This window comes from Mycobacterium kyorinense, assembly GCF_002101735.1.
GTDB lineage: Bacteria > Actinomycetota > Actinomycetes > Mycobacteriales > Mycobacteriaceae > Mycobacterium > Mycobacterium kyorinense.
The window spans coordinates 60721-76885 of the sequence record NZ_LQPE01000010.1; the positions used below are offsets into that span (position 1 = coordinate 60721).

The following is a 16165-nucleotide window of genomic DNA, read 5'->3' on the forward strand; positions in this document are numbered from 1 at the left end:
GGTGTGCCGGCGCGGTTAGAGGACGCGGCGGGCCTGGGCGCCGGATGGGAGGGGGCTGATCTGCACGGGTTGGCCCTGCTGGGGCGCCTCGATGACTTGGCCGCCGCCGATGTAGAGCTGGACATGTTCGGGCACGCCGGGTGCGGAGAAGTTGGAGAAGACCAGGTCGCCGGGTTGCAGGGCGCCGAGTGGGACGGCGGTGCCGCAGCGGATTTGGTCGTAGGTGGTGCGGGGCAACATGACTCGTCCGCCGGTGGCGCGGGCGATGGCGTATTGGGTGAGGCCGCTGCAGTCGAACCCGCCGTTGGTGGGGCCGAGTGCTCCGCCGCCGCCCCAGACGTAGGGCAGGCCGAGCGCGGAGCGGGCCGCGGCGACGGCGTCGGCGCCGGCGCCGGATCCGGTGAAGCCGGACTGGTTGATGTCGCCGCCGGCGGAGAGGTATTGGGCGATGAGGTCGCGCACGAACTGGGCGTCGGTGAGTTTGTCGCGGGCGGCGGAGCTGACGACGTTGCCGGCCTGGTCAAGGGCGTGGCGCATGGCGGCCAGGACCGCGGCTTGGGCTTCGGGGGTGTCACCTTGGACGGCGGCCGACATGAGGGCGGTTTCGACGTCGTCGATGATGGCTTGCATCTTTGCGCGGTCGGCGTCGGTTTTGGCTGAGGAGAGTCCGAGGACCTCGCCGAGGCGGTGTTCGACGTCGCGCAGGGCGGCCGCGCGGCGGGCCATGGCGTCGGTGGTGGCGCGGGCCTGGTCGCTGGCTTGCCCGTTTCCGGCCAGGCCGGAGAGGGGACCGGTGAGGCTGTCGGGCCCGGTGCCGAAGCGTGAGGTGGGGGTGCCTGGGGGTGCTGTGGTGCCCAGTTGGGAAGCCAGCGCGGCGAGTTGGGGCAGGATCGCGCCGAGGAGGCCGGGTATGAGTTGGCCGGCGCCCTGCAAGGCGGCGGCCGGCACACCGAGTGCGGTGGCGAGCAGGGGGGCGGCTAGTTGGGGGCCCAGGGCGGCCAGGCTTGAGAGGTCCGGGGCGTTGGGGTGCCCGGGTGCGGCGCTCTCGGAGCGCTCAGCCGTGCTAGAAGGGTCCGGCTTGGTGGTTGGGTCGGTCTTCCCAGAGCCGTCCGGTGGGGTGGCGGGTTTGGTGGCCGGCTGGGACGCGGTGCTATTGGGCGCCGGCGGCGACGCAGTTGCACCGGAAGGAGGGGTGGCCGGGGTGGCTGTGGAGTTGGGGGTCAGTCCGCCGGGCAGCGGGGGCACCCGCAGGGGGACGGCTCCGTTGGGTGTGGGTCGCGCCGGGGCGGGGCCGCCCTTGTGGGGGTCGCCGGCGCCGTCGTCGGTGGCGGTGTCGGTGTGTTCTGTGGCCAGCTCGGTCATCGGGTGCGGTCCACGTCGATGCGGCGCACCAGCCGGTTGGGTCCGATGCGGGTCCATTCGGGATTGGGGTGGCCGGGCAGGACGGTCACCATGGTGTCGGCGTCGACGGCGATGCCCACCAGGTGCGGGCCCGCATCGGCGCTGATGTCGGTGAAGACCAGGTCGCCGGGATCGGGATCTGGTGCGGTCCAGCCGGTTTGGAGCTGCTCGGCCAATGTGGCCGGGTAGGACTTGCCGGTGGTGGAGGTGACCAGGTCGGCGACGAACCGCGCCGATGTGGGTACGGAGTTGTCCGGGTCGTCGGTGTCGTGGCGCGGGTCGGTGCCTACCGCGTGTTGGGCCGCGGCGGCCAGCTGCGGCCCGTACGGGTTGGGTCCGGGCGCGGCCGGGGGGAGGGGGGTGGTCAGCGCGGATAGGCAGGCGGCCGCTTGGGGGGCGGTCTTGGCGGCCGAGCTGGCCTGCGACGGCGCGAGGGGGGCGCTCGAGGTGGGCGTCGGCGAGGGCGACGCTGTCGAAGTGGTGGTGGCAGTGATTGCGAGGTCGGCGCCGGCGCTGCTTGGTGTGGTGGGCGTGGTGGTTGTCAGGGTGGCCGGGATGCGGGTTTGCGCGGCGGCCACCGCGTCGGTGTAGTCGGTGGCGGGCCGGCCGGTGATCTGGGCGGCCAGCGCGGCGGGGTCGGTGTCACGCCATTCGGGTGCGGTGTCCACCATTCGGTCGAGCGCGATCGCCGTCGACACTTCGGGGGTCATTAGCTCTTCGGCGCTGGCCCAGGTCAGGGGGAGGCCGAGCGCGCCGGCGCCGTCGCGGATTTCGGTGCTATGTGCGTAGCGCAGCGTTTCGGGTGCGGCAGGGTTGGCGGCGTTAGCCAGCCCTGTCGCCTCAAGTGCGATCGCTGCGGTCACGGTTGCTCCCTGTCTGCCGAATCCCAGTTTTGTGGCGGTGGTGGTGATTCTCAACAGGACCTCATCGGGGCTCAGGGGCTGCCGGGGCGGGTTTGCCACGATGGCGGCGCGGGTGCCGAGGTGTGTGGTGCAGGCCGCGTAGAAGTCGCGGGTGGATTCGCCTGGGGAGCTGATGATGATGGTCAGCAGCGGGATGGCCAGCACGATGAGCAGGGGTGCGGCTGCTGCCGGCAGCCATAACCATTTGAGGGCGCTCGACATTACGGCCTGTTGGTTGGTCTTAGTATCCGGCGGGACAAGGCATCGTCGGATGCGGCGGTGGTGATGGTGGGGTTGTCGTTGCGGGCGACGGCCAGGATCGCCGGGTGCAACTGCACACGCGCCAAGGGCTGCTCGGCGTGGTGGGTTTGGCCTCGCGCGTTGGGTGCGGCGATGTGGCGCTCAAGCCCTCCTGCGGGATTGGAGGTTGAGGTGGCTGGCTGAGGTGAGCTGCTGGCTGAGGATGCTTGCTGTTGGGTGGCTGACGTTGTGGTTGTCACGTCGACGCCGCCGCCGTTGGCCAGCAGCCACAGGTAGCGGCCCTGCTGCGGCCCGAACGTGGATTTCAGCAGCTCCTGGTCGGCGCGGGCCATCTGTGCGACGGTGGTGATACCAAGGTCGGCAAGTCGGCTTGAGGTGACCGGTCCGATCCCGGTCAGGGCGTCGACCGATTGGTCGCCCATCAGGTTCAGCCAGCTATCCGATGCTGCCGGACTAGGGGGTTGCGGCGCAGACACCTCAGCTCGGCCGGGCTGTCCGGTGCGGTGCGGGGCGCTCGAGGTGTCTGTTGCGGTGGCCGGGGGTGTCGTTTGATCGCGGTTGGCGGCTGGCGGTGCGGTGTTGGGTTGTTGGTTGGTGGGCGTGGTTGTGGTGAGGCCGGCGCGGCGGGAGTTCTTGAGATTGTGGGCGTGCACGCGTGATTGCAGGGTGTCGGCGGCTTGCAGGAACGGGGCGGCTTCGGGGAAGGCTGCGCTAAGACCGACTTTGGCGGCGGTTTTGGCGGTGTGGGCGGTCAGGCGGGTCAGGCGCTGAGCGGTGTTGGGGATCGCCGTGAGCGGGTCGAGGCGGTCCAGTACGCCGGCGATGTTGGATGTCGCCGTGTTGGTGGTGCGGCCGGTGAATGCTTGCACTGCCCGGACTGCGCGGTCGCGTCCGGCGACTAGGCGGCGGCGGATCTTCCACAGCGCGACCACCATCGCGATCAGCAGCATGGTGACGATGGGCATTGCGACGAGGATGGCGTCGCCGCCTGGGTTCGCAGTTGCGTGCACCCGCTGGGCCTGAGCAAACATTGCCCCGGTGAGGTTGCCGGTGATGCCTTTGATGGCGGTGAAGGCGATCATGCCGAAAAACGAGAACACGCCGTCGAGGCTGGCCTTGAGCGCCAGGTCCTGGTTGTCGCCGGGAATCCAGCCGGTGACCAGGGCGATGATGGCGACGATGAACCAGAACAGCGTTGAAAGTGCCAGGATCACCACGAGCAGCGACAAGACGCCGAAGACCACCCACACGGTCACCGCAAAGATGAGTGCGAAGACGACGAGCAGTTTGCGGCTGGTGGGGTCTGCCATCGCGTAGTCATGCAGTCTCTTGCCGTCGGGGCATGTGGCGACGGCGTCTTTGACCTTGTCGATGTCGCCGGCCTCGATGGCATTGGACCATGTGGGGCCGCAGTTGTAGGGCGGCGCGTCGATGTCGGCGCCGAAGTTCATCTCTTGGGTGGGGATTCGGATGAAGTTGTCGGCCAGCGACGCGGACTGGGCGTCGACGGCGGCTTGCCCGGTGGCGGGTTTTCCGGACAGTTCGGCGGCGGCCTCGATGCCGATGTCGCGGCCGGTTGTCAGCAGCCCGGACGGGCCGATCAGGGCATCGAGTGGTTTTGCGCCCAGCGCGACGCTGAGGTAGGCGAGCAGGACGGCGGTGACGATCATCGCGACGCCGCGGCTGAATCGGCCGATCGCGATGGTGACGCCGATCGCGGCGGCGGCGATGGTGCCGACCGTGAGCACTACTGCCGGGCTGTGCACCATGGCGGTGAGTTGTTGGCCGAGGAAATCGAATGGAGCGCCGATGATTTCAAGCCAGCCGAAGCTGTCGACGTTTCTGCCCATCCATAGCGGCACGCTGATGATCGCCAGGTACAGGCTGTAGGCCCAATGCATGGCCAGCGCTGGTGGTGCGGCGGTGGGATCGGTCAGGCTGCCGTTGTTTAGCGAGAGGCCGTATTTTTCGATCGGTACTCCGTCGCTGTCGGCGACCCCAAGCCAAAGCGCCGCCGCGGCGCCTGTGCCGCTGGCCCAGGCCGGCGCGGCCCGAGCGACGCTGTAGACAAGCGGGGTGAGCAGCAGCAGGGTGCGGCGGGCGAGGCGCTGGCACGCGGCATAGGCGTTGGTCATGGCGCGGTGGGGGTAGTGCTGACCGCGGTGGCTCGCTCGACGCGGGCGGGCAGTTGGATCTTGATGGGGTTGAGCCGGCCGCGGATGTCTTTCATCAAGCATTCGCCACGTCTTTCCGGCGGTGTTTCGCCGTCGACGCCGGTTCCAGGGCTCGTGTCGGTCATCAGCTGTTTGACCAAGTTGCGATCTCGGGCGGCGTCTTTGTTGGCCATCCGAAGCTCCTCGGTGGCCAGCCCCTCGTCGACTTGGCGGAACAGAAATAGGGTCGGGATGAGCCCGGTGAATCGGCCGAAATGCGCGGGGTCCTGGGAGGCCAATCCGATCGCGCAGTCGTGTTTGCGGCCGTCAACCACGAAATCTTCGATGATGGCGTTCCCAATGGGTGAGCGGGTGAGGTGACGGGCCTCATCGAGGTTGAACAGGCCGAACCGGCTGGGTTGGCCCGGTTCGGTGAAGAGAACCTGCCGGGCGATCGTGGCGAACAGGTTGTAGATGACATCGCCGAACAGTTTCGTGGGATCGTCTGCAGCGTCTTCGTTTTCGCCGGGCAGGGCCAGCTTGTTGGTGCGCAGCACGATGAGCGGGGCATCGAGCGGAAGCGGTGGCAGGTCGTTGGAGAACAGGACGCGAGCGTAGGTGCGCTGTGACCAGAACCGCAGCTGTGAGGCGACTTTGGCGATGACGGTCGGGTCGGCGTCGGCGATGGGGCCGCTGGCTTGATCGGGGTGGCGGGCCAAGTGGGCGGTGTGGGTGACCAGTTCCGGCAGGCCCTTGATTTTGTGGCGGGCACGGTAGTTCGGTTCGATCAGGTCGGAGAGGAGGTTGGATTCTGGGCTGCCGGCCTTGATCTGGAAAAGCCGCATCAGCACTGGGAGGATCCGTTCGGCGACGTCGGCGCCGGGGATGACTCGCAGCAGGTCCAGTGTGTATTGGGGGTTGGTGGGGTCGATGACCACCGATCCGCGCACCGAGGCGGCGACGGGCACGTATTCACCCATACGGGAGCGGTCGATGGCAAACGCCTGGCCGGCCAAGTCGACGACGACCCAGCCAAGGATCTTCAAAAGGACGGACTTTCCGGAACCTAGGTCCCCAACGAGCGCGTAGCTGGCCGACTTGTTCTTCTCGGTGACGCCCAGTAAGTCGAAGTGCACTGGCTCGTTGAACCCCGACATCCTGTTGTAGCCGATGATGGGTCCCGAGTCGTCGCCGATCTTGGCGGCCGTGATCGGCATGAATTTGGCGAAGATGTCGGTGGCGGTGAAGTGCGTGTAGTCAGCGGTGACCCGTTGTAGCGGGTAGCCGGGCTGGCAGGCGGCCCAGGCCTCTTCCTGCGCGCCGTAGGGGGCGACGAGTTTGATCGGGATGTCTTTGAAGGCGCGTTGGACGTCGCGGACGCGGTCGGTCAGTTCGTCGTAGCTGGGGGCGCTGACGGCGATGATCGGGCAGAAGAAGATCTCGGTTTCTGCGGGGTTGGCCTCGAGGTGGCTGTTGTAGGCGGTGAGAAGCTGGCCGCGGGAGACCAGGAAGTTTTGGGCGTAGCTGATTTCGGCGGAGCGTTCGTCCATTTGTTCGGAGAGTTGGCGCAGTGCGCGTGTATTGGCGGCCAGCGCGTCGGTGCGGTTGCGGACACGGGTGTGCACGGTGTAGTCCACGCCGGCGCCGTCGAAGTGGTTGAGCAGGGCGAAGATTTGGTCGGCGACTCCGGGCCAGGCCAGCCCGGTGGGGAAATCGTCGACGACCAGGAATGTTTGGTAGCTGGCGGGGATGTCGCTGTCGGTGAATGACACCTTGATGGCCCGCGAGAGCCGAGGGTCGATTTCGCCGTCGAGGCGAAATCCCCTGTGGCGGCGCACATCCCGCCGATTGGGGAGTTGGTGGGGGAAGGGGCGGGGAGCTGAGGGGTCTGGGTCGGCGCCGTCGAGGCTGTACTCGTAGGCGTTGTAGTCGATTCCCCGGGTGTGGCAGCGTTCCCAGAGCCAGTGCATCTGGCGTTCGTTGACGCGCTGGGGTCGGAAGGCCCCAGGAATCTTGCGTTCGGTCTCAAATGCGCGGGCGTGGAAGGTTTCGAGGTCTTTGTCGGTTGGCTGGTAGCCGTTGGGTAGCTCTCCGGTGCGTGCCGGGCCGCACAGCGGCACGGACAGCCAATGGATGCGTTCAGCCGGCGGGGGATCTTGGAGCTCGATTTCATTGAGCCGTGCCGACGCCTCAATGGTGTAATCCGGGAATCGGGTCAGATAATCGCTGGCCGGTGTGCCGGCGGACGTGGGGGTGGCGCGGCGGGCGGCGCGGCGGGCCGCCGAGAGCATCTTGTCGGCGATCACGTTGATGCTGAGCGGGGCCACCACACTGGTCAAGATCGTGGTGCCAAGGTCGGTGAAGAGGTGACGGTGTTCATTGGCGACCCGGGTTTTTTCGGCGCGGTCTTCGTAGCCGTTGGGGCGGGCCGCCAGCAGCCACTCGGCGTAGACCACGCCGGAGCGGGTCCAGCGCAAGTTTTCGGTGACGGCCAGGGTTGGCTGCTGCAGGGACACCATCAGTGCAGGAATTCCAGGTCGAGCACGTGGTGGTCCTTTCCGGTGGCGGCCGGGGCGGTGTGCTCGTGGGTGCGGCGTGTGCCGGTGCTCAGCGGGGCGCGATAGAGCCGGGGCCGGATCAGCCAGATCAGTCGTGAGCTGGTGCGGGCCATGGAGAACCCGATGCGCCGGGAGGCGATCACGCCGAGGATGGTGGCAGCGGCCGCGATGAACAGGGTGGGCAGCATCGGCGGGTGAAACGCTTTGAAGACGATGAGCACGGTGGTGGCCGCGGTGACGATGACGCCGCACTGAATGCGGGTGAACGGCCCGAACGGGATGTCTTGTCCGTTGGGGAACTTGCCGATCATCTTGGGGAACTTGCGGGCAAGCGTGTAGACGACGACGTAGATGCTCGGATCGTTGGACGCCATGGGCCGGGCTGGTCGGGGCGTGCGGGATTAGTAGCGGGAGTTGACGCCGGTAAACGAGGGGGCGTCGCTGGCTGCACCTTTGAGCAAGTCCGGCAGCTGGACGATGACGATCACCGCGACGATCGCGCCGGCGACGACGATCAACACCGGGGTAAGCGAGCCCTTGGACTTCACATACACCAGCACGCACAGCCCCAGGGCGGCCAGGCAGACGACGGCGATGGCGGTCCACCGTCCTTGGCTCACGATGTTCATGAGCACTTGGTTGATGAAATTCACGGGTGATTTCCTTTCCGGGGTTCAAGTCAGGTCGTAAATCGTGGCGGTTTTTACCTGACTTTGGGTGGGCTAGTTGTGGTGGGCGTGGCTTGGGTGGGTGTGGCTTTCGTGATGTGGCCGGACAGTTTCGGGGCGAGGTCGATATCGGAGATGAACCATTTGTTGCTTTGACGCGTCAACGTCAGGGGGTAGGTCAGAGTTTGTTCGGTGCGGTCGTCTGCTTTTCCTTTTGCGGTGACGAGGATTCTGGTTGTGGTTCCGTTGCTGGCGTTGGCAGGGATATCTGTCGCGGCGAAAATTGATTGCACCGAAATCGTGGTGAAAGGCGCGTGTTCGAACGGTTTGATTGACGGTGAGGTGCTGTAGCGGCTGATATCGCCGCTGGCGGGATGGTCTCGTGTGGCGGTGAGCCAGGTGGTTAGAAAATCTGCGATGGTTTGATATGCGTCGCCGCCTGGAGTTATTTGCGCGGGGTAGGCCAGGCGGATGTCGTAGCCGAGGTCTGGGCCGTTGATGATGGCCGGGGCACTGGTGGCTCTTGGGGCGCCGAGGATGACGGCGACGGGCACTTGGTAGAAGCGCAGTTCGGGTGCTTTGGCGACGGGTTTGACGAAGGCTCCCACGACGACGGACCAGTAGTCGACGTTGTTGAAGCCGCTGGGTTGCGGGGTTGCTGACCAGGGCGCGGTCTTGATGACGGTGACCGGTAAGGCCGACGCCGTGATGTCGGCGCCGGTGAACGCCGCCAAGGCTGCGGGATTGTTGGTGTTGCCGGCCAAGAAGACGTTGACGTAGGCGTCGGCGAAGCCTTCGACGGCGGTGCTGCGGTTGATGGTGGCATCGAGTTGGGTGGGCGTGACCGCGGCCTGCGGGGAACAGCTGGTGGCGGCAGCGTTCATTCCGCCGTAGGCGCCCAGCGCCAGGCATGCCAGGACGGTTGCGCGTGACACGGTGCGGCGGTCAGGTCGGTAGCGGGTCCAGGCGGCGCGGGCCCGGGCGCGGGGGCTGGGGCGAAAACTCACAGATCACACGATGACGACGGTGGGGACGTTTTTCCAGAGGACCCGAAGCGCGGCGAGCGGGCGGCCGAGCTGCTCAAGGTGGGTCAAGATGCGGACCCGGGACGCGCCGGCACACCGAGGCCAACGGCGGACAAGCCGAGAAGCGGCGGCGGGTTAAGGGGGCCGGAGAGGGTTAGCTGGTCTTGACACCGTGTGCTATGCTCAGCGGCTGAGCTTGTATTACAAGCGATAAGGTCGCTGAGATGCTCACAGCGAGGGTTTGCCGGATAGCTTGCTAGCTTTCTGAATCGCCATCTTGGCCAGCTTGTTGGGTCGCAAGCGGGCTAGATTGCGGGTGTGCTGGCATGGCAGCGTTGCTGGCGGGCTAGCTGACCAGCATGGATAACTGCTACCAGACCAGCGCGGCTAGCGAATTACCTAGTTAGCTACCGGCGCTGGGTAAGGGTGTCCCGAATGGCTTACCGAGCCCATCGAAAAGCGGGTCACAGCCAGGGTGTGTCGTGGGCGCGCAGGTGCGGGATGTCGACTGTTGGTGCCGGGCAGGCTGCGGCGACCTGCGCAACTAACAGGGCGGATAGCCGGGTGGTGTGCTACCACCGGCGTTGGGGCCGCGTTTAGCGGGCTGGGTGGCCGATGATCTCGATGCGGCTGACCCCGAAGGCCGAGAAGTCGTCGCCGCCGGCGCCGCCGGCCGCTGCTGTGGGCATGCTGTTGGGATTGGCGGGTTGGGTGGTTTTTACGATGGTCAACCACACATGCGAGGCGACCAGCCGGCAGTCGGCGTTCGGCTTTGAGGCACAGCTGGCCGGTGCCACTGGCTGCGTCAGCAGTTCGCGGCGATCCCCGGTGACCTGGGGAACTTTGGTGTGCTCGGGGTCGTCAAACGACCACAAGCCTCGGCTCACTGTGCGGTAGCGCAGCCACTGGTCTTGGCCGTCGAGTTCCCTGTCAACCCCTGGCAGGATCCGCACCGCGGTGATGACGTAGGGGCCGTCGAGGGTCAACTCGAGGATCTGTCCGTCGATCTGCCAGGCACGCACGCAGATCCATGGTTGGTCGCTACCGGGCCGCACCGCGTTCATCGGGTCGGAGCTGGGGGCTGGGCAGTGGGCCTTGGCCGCCTTGATTGGGATCGCTGCCTCGGCTGGGGCCGGGGCTGTCTCGGCGGGCTTGGCGTCGCTGGTGGGGGCGCCCAGTTGGGCGGTTGGCTGCGGTGCGGGTTGGGTTGTCGAGGTTGCCCAGACCCCTAGGGCGGCGACACCGATAATGGCTGCGGCGGCGGCTCCCAGTATTTTCGGATTTTTCCAATTCTGGCCATCTTTGAGCCAGTCTTTGGCTGCGCCGAATTTGTCGGCTATTGCATTGGGTCGGCGGGCGATGTCATCGAACGACATTGCCGCGCTTGGCGCCCGCGCTGGCCCCTCGGCAGGATTCGTCTCGGCGGCGCTGTCGTCCGGGTCGTCGCGGTCGGCGTCATCGTCGGAATTCAGGTCGGGCGGCGGTGGTTCGGGTGGGGAATCGCGGTGGCCGCGGTCGGCGCTATCGGATTCGAGCGCGCCCGGTGAATCCTCGGTGTGGTCGATAAGTGCGCGGACCTTGTTAATCGCGACTTCGCGGTCATCGGGCGCGGCGGTATCGATTTCCTCGGCGCCGTGCGCGGCAAGGCTGCCGTCAATGTCGCAGGCGTCGACTGCCGGAACATATTCAGCGTCTCGGTTGGGCCACTGCTGTAATTCCGGGTCGGCAAGGATGGTCTGCAGCACATCGCTCATAGATATCGATGCTGGCAGCCGGCACCACGGTTCTCCAGAGCCGCCGCCGGTCCGACGCCTGGTGAGGCCGGGGCGCCCGTTGGGGTTCGCTGGGACAGGCTCCCTGGTGGTCTTGCTCGGCGTTTCACGGCGGCTATAGCCTTCTAGGCATGGGTTTACGGGTTAACACAGACGACCTGATCCGCTTCGCCGAGGCGCATGAACAGGTGGCCGGCGAGGTCCAGGCCGCCTGCCAGCCCGACCCGGCACTGATCGAAGCGATGACATCCGGCTACGGTCCGGTCGGTGCAGAATTCACCGCCGCCGTCGCCGAATTCCAGAGCGCCTTTTTCGAATCGGGCAGCCAACTATCTCGGCGTTATCAGAGCCACGCCGAGCACATTCGTCAGGCGTCCGGTCGCTATGTGGCAGGCGACGACGACGGCCGCGCGGGTGTCGACAACTCGACGGCCATCTGAAAACCCCGTTGTGACACCGTGTCCCGGCATGGCCAGCACGGGTGGGTCTCGCTGTGTCCAGACCGGCTGGCGTGGGCTGTCGCCGGCTGGGCAGACTCTTTGGCTGCAGATCCCGACCGGGCGCCGCGATGGCCGATAACACCTCCGACTTCTTCTCCGCCAAGGCGTTCCATCGGGCGTGTGACCGCTCAGGGATGACCAAGAAGGCCATCGCCGCCGCGTTAGGCGTCACCCCGACGACGTTAAGCAGCCTCTACAGCGGGCGCTCCACACCCTCGATGAAGCTGCTGCACAAGATGGTTGAGTTCTTCGGCGGCGAACTCGTTGATTTCCTGGAGTTGCCGTCGCGGCAGCGCTGGGAACTCAAGCACTACCGCATCGCGGCCGGGCTGACCCAGGCCGCGCTGGCCAAGCGACTGGAAGTGGCGCCGTCGGCGGTGTCGGGCTGGGAGCTAGGTAAATATGCGCCGGGGCGGACCCTCATCCCGAAGTTGGCCGAGCTGTACGGGGTTTCACAAGCCGATATCGAGGCCGCTATCCACGTGTCAGCGCCGTTGGCTTCGGCGGATGCGACCTTGCAGCTGGCCGAGACGGTGCTGGGTTTCGCCGAGAGCGCGGTCGGCCTGGCGGGGCGCCAGGGGATGCCCGAGCCGGAGCGGCAGGTGATGTTCGCCGAGATCCGCAGCCGCGTCGAACAAGCCCTATCACTGTTGGCTCCTTTGATTCCGCAGCTGCCCGAGGATTCTCGCTCCCGCGCTGTCTCCCTGGTCAGACGCTTATCCGAGGTCCACGAGGCGGTAACTTCAAAATAGTTGTTGCCAACCTGTTTAGCGCTTTGATACCTTCATCTCGTCAGGCCACCCTGAAGACGAAGGGAGCCACCTCGAGAACAAGCACAAGACCCCGCCGCACGCGGCCACGCTGACACGCGGTTAATCACCGCATTTCATACGCAAAATTTGCCGACCTCATCCGGTCACGCAAATAGTTTCATTTTCGCGGTTCATTTCTGCGATTCACCTCCATTCATGGCAATTCGTTCGAGGAGACACTTGTGCCCATTTCGCCCCCGGCGGGCCCCGAGATCACGACCTTGAGCGCCGCCATTAACCCCTCTGACCTGCGGCAGGGTGATATCGCCGTGTTCGGCGACCACACCGCGATCATTTCCGGCAACGGCCAACTGATCGGCCCCGCCGCCACATTGCAGCCACCGGACGAGATCAACGACGTGCCCGGATCGAACGGTTGCTATCGGCCCTTCGCCAGCCCCGCCACCCGACCGAACCGCCGACAGGAGAACCGGCCATGCACAAGGTGACCAAGCACGTCATGCCCCCAGAGGAAGCCCGCGCGACCACGCCATGCAAGGCCGATCCCGAACGGTGGTTCCCCGATGAGCAAAAACCCGACCCCTACGCGGTGGCGGCCTGCTGGTCATGTCACTTCCAGCGCGGCTGCGCACGACGCGCACTGGCTCAACCCCTGCCCGAGTTCGGCATCTGGGGCGGATACCGGCTTGCGCCCGGCCCGGGCCTGAACCGCACCCGCGCGCAGTTGGCCATCGTCGCCGGTCTGGCCATGGGGCCACCCGCTTCACCCGGCAAGGAAGTCGCGGCCGCGCTCGAAGACCTCGCCGCCAAGCCCACCGATCCAGTCCCCGCTGCCGGCGAGCGCACGCCGGCGCGGCGCGCCGCGGCCCGCAACCCCCTACTCCGGCAGCCCTGCGCAGCAACGCTTCTCGCCCCGGCTGCCAACGCCGGATAGGCGGGGCCGCAGCATGGCCATCTCTACGGCGACGCTCGCACCTCCCATCCTCAGGAGCGAGCAGTCTCTCAACGACACCGTGGCTTTCGGACCTGCCGGACATGTTTTTCATGGCGGCATCGCGGTCAGCAGCGACGACGATGCAGCCAAGTGGAGCGGTTGGTGGGTGGACTGCGAATGCGGATGGAGCGGCCCGCCGTGCTCGTCGCAAGCCGCGGCCTGGAGTACACACCGGGCGCACCTGGAGGACTGTGATGCCTAGCCGACTAATGACCGACCTTCAGCTGCATCTGCCGTTTCCCCGCGCTGCTGCGCGCGATTCGTGGGCGGTGTTTAGCCCGTGCCGGCGCTACCGCTACCGGCTGGTGCGGGTATGGGACTCCACCCAGCCCAGGCTGGGTTGGGTGATGCTCAACAGCTCCGATGCCAACGAGCACCGCGACGACCCCACCGTGCGGCGAACCATCGGTTTCGCCCGCGCCTGGGGCTATGGCGGCATCGACATCGCAAACCTGTATGGGTTCGTGTCGAAAACTCCTGCCGCACTGCATGATCAGGACGACCCGATCGGGCCTGACAACGATGCGCACCTTGCCGCGGTTTGCGCCGACAATGACCTCACCGTGATGGCGTGGGGCGCGGGCGCCGAGCCTGGCCGCGCCCACGATGTCGCGGTCCTGTTGTGGCGGCTCTGCATTGAACACCGGCGGTCATTGGCCGTGCTGGGCTGGACGCTTGGTGGACAGCCCAGCCATCCGCTCTACGTGCCGACGTCGACGGCACCCGAATGCTTAACCACCGCACCGGTTTCGCGGGAATGCCCGGTATGGGGTTACGCCGATGACCCGCATTGGGCCCAGCTACTGGGGTACGCCGCATGAACGCCGCTGCACAGTGCGCCGGGTTGTCGGTGGCCTGGTTAAGTGAGGTCGAAGTCGCGGCCCGCAGTGGCCTGCCTGGGCCTTTGGTGGCCGAGCTGTTGCCGCAGCTTCCCACCCCACCGCAAATCGGTTACGACCGCACTGCCGCGGTGTATACGGCCGACGCCGTCTTGAAGGCCCAAATTGCTGTTCTCATGCTCGATTTCGGTATCCGGTATCGCTATGTGCGCGCTGCGGTGCTGCAGCCGCGCTCAACCGCGCAGCTGCGCGAAAGTCTTGAGGTGTGGCAGCAGTTGCTTGCCGGTAGCCGCCAGTCACGCAGGCCTGGTCGCGTGGCGGCGGGCCGTGCAGGTCGTTGGCCGGCAGGAGTGTTCGCCGCTGCCTTCGCTGTTGTGCGGCAACCTTTTCACAGCCGTGCGCATGCGCTTTCACGCCCCGATGTCACGTCTGTGCAGCACATGTTGCTGACAACACCATCCGATAAGTGAGCGGACAGGAAGCACGCCGATGTCACTACTGATTTCTGAAAGCGTCGAGACGCGGTGCTTGATTTGCGGGCATCTGCCGGGCGAGCCGGTGTTTTTCGACGGGCAGGTGGTGTGCCTTGAGCATCTTGCGCCGTGCGGCGCGTGCATGGGTGGCTGGCGGTTGCGCGAGGAGCCTGCGTGTGGTCCGTGCACTGCTGTTATTAGACCGGCTTCGGCGCGGAAGGCGGCTTGATATGCGGGCTTTTTCGCCAACCAAATCCGCATACCGGGACACGGCTCGCCATGATGCTCACTGTCGCGCCGGTGAGCTCGTTTTCGCCGAGTTGCGGCGTTCCCGGACGCGGTTTCCTGACCGGTTTCATTCCCTGCCAGAAGCCGTGTCGGTGCTCGAGGAGGAACTCGATGAGCTCACAGACGCGGTCCGCGCGAACATGATTGAGCATGCCCGTGCCGAGGCAGTGCAGGTCGGCGCAATGGCTTTGCGGCTCATCGTCGACCTCGAACCACATGCACTGTCGGATGCCCGTGACCGGCTCGCTATGCAGGCCGCGGTGTCGAAAACGGTTCAGTTGGGCCAGCCGGCTAAGCCATTGGTTTCGGCGCATGAGGGTCGGGGGTTTATCCGGTGCCGGCACGAGCAGCTATGTGCGGCACTGGTTTCGGAGGACATCGAGCCTGACGAGCAGATGCGCAAGGTGGTTTTGGCGGCGTACGGGATTGCTGTGCTGGCGTTGCGGTTCGTCGCTGAAGTCCCCGTTGATACACACCGGCAACTGGAGGGCCGGCGATGAACACTGACACGGCTGGCAGCACGACACCCGGTGCGGCCCATCCTGGCTGGCTTTTGATCGCCCCCGATAACCGGCCATATGCCTGGTACAGCTACGACCGGGTGCTGTCCTATGACGAGATCTCGGCGATGGCGCGGTTTGAGCCCAGTGACAGTGTCCGCGACGACATGGTCCGGGCTGGATGGGCGGTATGTGCCGGTAGCGGCGTCGAACTCGTCGGCGATGGATGTGCTTTCACGAAGGCCTCAGCATGACCGCCTCCTGTGATGGTGAACGCCGTGGCACCACTGTGCCAGCGGGGTCGGATGGCTCGTTCCCAGGTGGTGGCCGGCGAGGTTGGGCGCTTATCCCTTCCGGATTTGCCGGCTTGCTGCCCGCGGACGATGACTGCCAGTGGCAGGACCGTGCGCTTTGTTGCCAGACCGATCCTGAGGCGTTTTTCCCTGAGAAGGGGGGATCTACCCGTGAGGCCAAGCGGATCTGTCAAGGCTGCGAGGTCAAGACGGAGTGCCTGGAGTATGCGTTGGCCCACGACGAGCGGTTCGGGATCTGGGGTGGGCTTTCGGAGCGGGAGCGGCGCCGGCTCAGGCGAGGCATGGCATGACCGCCGTTTTGGATGCTGTCCAGTTGCGCAGCCTACTGCTTGAGGAGATCGAGCGCGCCGGCGCCATCACCACCGGCGCGCTGGCCGCCCGCCTGCCCGCCAAGGATGTGGTCGTTGATGTGCCGTGCAATCCGGTGTGTCAATACGCAACCCGGTGGAGCCAGGCGGCCGCGGTCCTCGACGACCAGCCCGGCCGTTATCGGACCCGCGCCCGGCGCACCACGAAAAGCATCTACCGGCAGTTGCGTGTCCTTGAGGACAGCGGCCTGATTACCGGGCTTCGCGGAACCGGCGCGCGTGGAGTGCTGTGGGTATGCGGCGGCGACGACGTCGACGGCCTGGGCGAGGACTTCGTGTCCTGCGGTGCCGGCGCTGGCCGGCCGATCATCACCCCAACCTTGAAGGAGGGCCTGCTGTGACATGCCACCTTTTTGGCGCTGCGGTGACAACCACA

Annotated in this window: 18 protein-coding genes; 10 read left to right on the plus strand and 8 right to left on the minus strand. The window is 66.1% G+C overall.

Annotated features, from left to right (window positions below; translation table 11 throughout):
* Positions 1–15 precede the first annotated feature (15 nt).
* The 8 genes from AWC14_RS02150 to AWC14_RS02185 form a co-directional block, all read right to left on the minus strand.
* Positions 16–1362, minus strand: a complete 1347-nt coding sequence (locus AWC14_RS02150) for a C40 family peptidase (protein ID WP_052425703.1) — start codon at positions 1360–1362, stop codon at positions 16–18.
* Complete coding sequence (locus tag AWC14_RS02155) at positions 1359–2525, minus strand: hypothetical protein (protein WP_045385092.1); 1167 nt, start codon at positions 2523–2525, stop codon at positions 1359–1361. Before AWC14_RS02155 ends, AWC14_RS02150 begins: the two co-directional genes overlap by 4 nt.
* The gene (locus AWC14_RS02160) at positions 2525–4699 is read right to left on the minus strand and encodes a DNA polymerase thumb domain-containing protein (RefSeq protein ID WP_048892243.1); all 2175 of its coding nucleotides are present in this window, start codon (positions 4697–4699) and stop codon (positions 2525–2527) included. The genes AWC14_RS02155 and AWC14_RS02160 overlap by 1 nt, the downstream gene beginning before the upstream one ends.
* Positions 4696–7236 (minus strand): ATP-binding protein, encoded by a 2541-nt coding sequence (locus AWC14_RS02165; RefSeq protein ID WP_236724303.1) that lies wholly within the window; start codon positions 7234–7236, stop codon positions 4696–4698. Before AWC14_RS02165 ends, AWC14_RS02160 begins: the two co-directional genes overlap by 4 nt.
* Complete coding sequence (locus AWC14_RS02170; RefSeq protein ID WP_045377901.1) at positions 7236–7649, minus strand: hypothetical protein; 414 nt, start codon at positions 7647–7649, stop codon at positions 7236–7238. The genes AWC14_RS02165 and AWC14_RS02170 overlap by 1 nt, the downstream gene beginning before the upstream one ends.
* Positions 7650–7676: 27 nt before the next feature.
* Positions 7677–7928: a hypothetical protein gene (locus AWC14_RS02175; RefSeq protein ID WP_045377898.1), complete on the minus strand. Its 252-nt coding sequence runs from the start codon at positions 7926–7928 to the stop codon at positions 7677–7679.
* A gap of 50 nt (positions 7929–7978) precedes the next feature.
* Positions 7979–8950, minus strand: coding sequence for a conjugal transfer protein (locus AWC14_RS02180; RefSeq protein ID WP_231113679.1), 972 nt, complete (start codon positions 8948–8950; stop codon positions 7979–7981).
* A gap of 614 nt (positions 8951–9564) precedes the next feature.
* Positions 9565–10722 carry a hypothetical protein gene (locus AWC14_RS02185; RefSeq protein WP_048892242.1) on the minus strand — a complete coding sequence of 386 codons (1158 nt, stop codon included), beginning with the start codon at positions 10720–10722 and terminating at the stop codon, positions 9565–9567.
* Positions 10723–10871: 149 nt separating this feature from the next.
* Between AWC14_RS02185 and AWC14_RS02190 the strand changes: the two genes are divergently transcribed.
* The 10 genes from AWC14_RS02190 (at position 10872) to AWC14_RS02230 (ending at position 16130) form a co-directional block, all read left to right on the plus strand.
* On the plus strand, positions 10872–11180 hold the full coding sequence (locus AWC14_RS02190; RefSeq protein ID WP_045377892.1) for a type VII secretion target: 309 nt from the start codon (positions 10872–10874) through the stop codon (positions 11178–11180).
* A gap of 128 nt (positions 11181–11308) precedes the next feature.
* On the plus strand, positions 11309–11992 hold the full coding sequence (locus AWC14_RS02195; protein ID WP_045377889.1) for a helix-turn-helix transcriptional regulator: 684 nt from the start codon (positions 11309–11311) through the stop codon (positions 11990–11992).
* Positions 11993–12234: 242 nt separating this feature from the next.
* Entirely contained in the window at positions 12235–12501 is a 267-nt protein-coding gene (locus tag AWC14_RS02200) for a hypothetical protein (RefSeq protein WP_045377886.1), read from the plus strand.
* Positions 12489–12947, plus strand: a complete 459-nt coding sequence (locus AWC14_RS02205; RefSeq protein ID WP_081264564.1) for a WhiB family transcriptional regulator — start codon at positions 12489–12491, stop codon at positions 12945–12947. Before AWC14_RS02200 ends, AWC14_RS02205 begins: the two co-directional genes overlap by 13 nt.
* Positions 12948–13216: 269 nt before the next feature.
* On the plus strand, positions 13217–13828 hold the full coding sequence (locus tag AWC14_RS02210) for a DUF1643 domain-containing protein (RefSeq protein ID WP_052425570.1): 612 nt from the start codon (positions 13217–13219) through the stop codon (positions 13826–13828).
* Positions 13825–14316: a hypothetical protein gene (locus AWC14_RS02215; RefSeq protein WP_045377882.1), complete on the plus strand. Its 492-nt coding sequence runs from the start codon at positions 13825–13827 to the stop codon at positions 14314–14316. Before AWC14_RS02210 ends, AWC14_RS02215 begins: the two co-directional genes overlap by 4 nt.
* Before the next feature lie 179 nt (positions 14317–14495).
* Positions 14496–15107, plus strand: coding sequence for a hypothetical protein (locus tag AWC14_RS02220; protein WP_139800160.1), 612 nt, complete (start codon positions 14496–14498; stop codon positions 15105–15107).
* Entirely contained in the window at positions 15104–15361 is a 258-nt protein-coding gene (locus AWC14_RS27915; RefSeq protein WP_045377876.1) for a hypothetical protein, read from the plus strand. The genes AWC14_RS02220 and AWC14_RS27915 overlap by 4 nt, the downstream gene beginning before the upstream one ends.
* Positions 15358–15711 carry a WhiB family transcriptional regulator gene (locus tag AWC14_RS02225; RefSeq protein WP_045377873.1) on the plus strand — a complete coding sequence of 118 codons (354 nt, stop codon included), beginning with the start codon at positions 15358–15360 and terminating at the stop codon, positions 15709–15711. The genes AWC14_RS27915 and AWC14_RS02225 overlap by 4 nt, the downstream gene beginning before the upstream one ends.
* Positions 15708–16130 carry a hypothetical protein gene (locus AWC14_RS02230; protein ID WP_045377871.1) on the plus strand — a complete coding sequence of 141 codons (423 nt, stop codon included), beginning with the start codon at positions 15708–15710 and terminating at the stop codon, positions 16128–16130. Before AWC14_RS02225 ends, AWC14_RS02230 begins: the two co-directional genes overlap by 4 nt.
* Positions 16131–16165 lie beyond the last annotated feature (35 nt).

Excerpts from the sequence above, each read along its gene's own strand:
- AWC14_RS02185 (WP_048892242.1), bottom strand. The coding sequence starts at position 10,722 with ATGAGCGATGTGCTGCAGACCATCCTTGCCGACCCGGAATTACAGCAG.
- AWC14_RS02230 (WP_045377871.1), top strand. The coding sequence starts at position 15,708 with ATGACCGCCGTTTTGGATGCTGTCCAGTTGCGCAGCCTACTGCTTGAG.
- AWC14_RS02165 (WP_236724303.1), bottom strand. The coding sequence starts at position 7,236 with ATGGTGTCCCTGCAGCAGCCAACCCTGGCCGTCACCGAAAACTTGCGC.
- AWC14_RS02195 (WP_045377889.1), top strand. The coding sequence starts at position 11,309 with ATGGCCGATAACACCTCCGACTTCTTCTCCGCCAAGGCGTTCCATCGG.
- AWC14_RS02225 (WP_045377873.1), top strand. The coding sequence starts at position 15,358 with ATGACCGCCTCCTGTGATGGTGAACGCCGTGGCACCACTGTGCCAGCG.
- AWC14_RS02210 (WP_052425570.1), top strand. The coding sequence starts at position 13,217 with ATGACCGACCTTCAGCTGCATCTGCCGTTTCCCCGCGCTGCTGCGCGC.
- AWC14_RS02190 (WP_045377892.1), top strand. The coding sequence starts at position 10,872 with ATGGGTTTACGGGTTAACACAGACGACCTGATCCGCTTCGCCGAGGCG.
- AWC14_RS02170 (WP_045377901.1), bottom strand. The coding sequence starts at position 7,649 with ATGGCGTCCAACGATCCGAGCATCTACGTCGTCGTCTACACGCTTGCC.
- AWC14_RS02205 (WP_081264564.1), top strand. The coding sequence starts at position 12,489 with ATGCACAAGGTGACCAAGCACGTCATGCCCCCAGAGGAAGCCCGCGCG.
- AWC14_RS02150 (WP_052425703.1), bottom strand. The coding sequence starts at position 1,362 with ATGACCGAGCTGGCCACAGAACACACCGACACCGCCACCGACGACGGC.
- AWC14_RS27915 (WP_045377876.1), top strand. The coding sequence starts at position 15,104 with ATGAACACTGACACGGCTGGCAGCACGACACCCGGTGCGGCCCATCCT.
- AWC14_RS02155 (WP_045385092.1), bottom strand. The coding sequence starts at position 2,525 with ATGTCGAGCGCCCTCAAATGGTTATGGCTGCCGGCAGCAGCCGCACCC.
- AWC14_RS02160 (WP_048892243.1), bottom strand. The coding sequence starts at position 4,699 with ATGACCAACGCCTATGCCGCGTGCCAGCGCCTCGCCCGCCGCACCCTG.
- AWC14_RS02215 (WP_045377882.1), top strand. The coding sequence starts at position 13,825 with ATGAACGCCGCTGCACAGTGCGCCGGGTTGTCGGTGGCCTGGTTAAGT.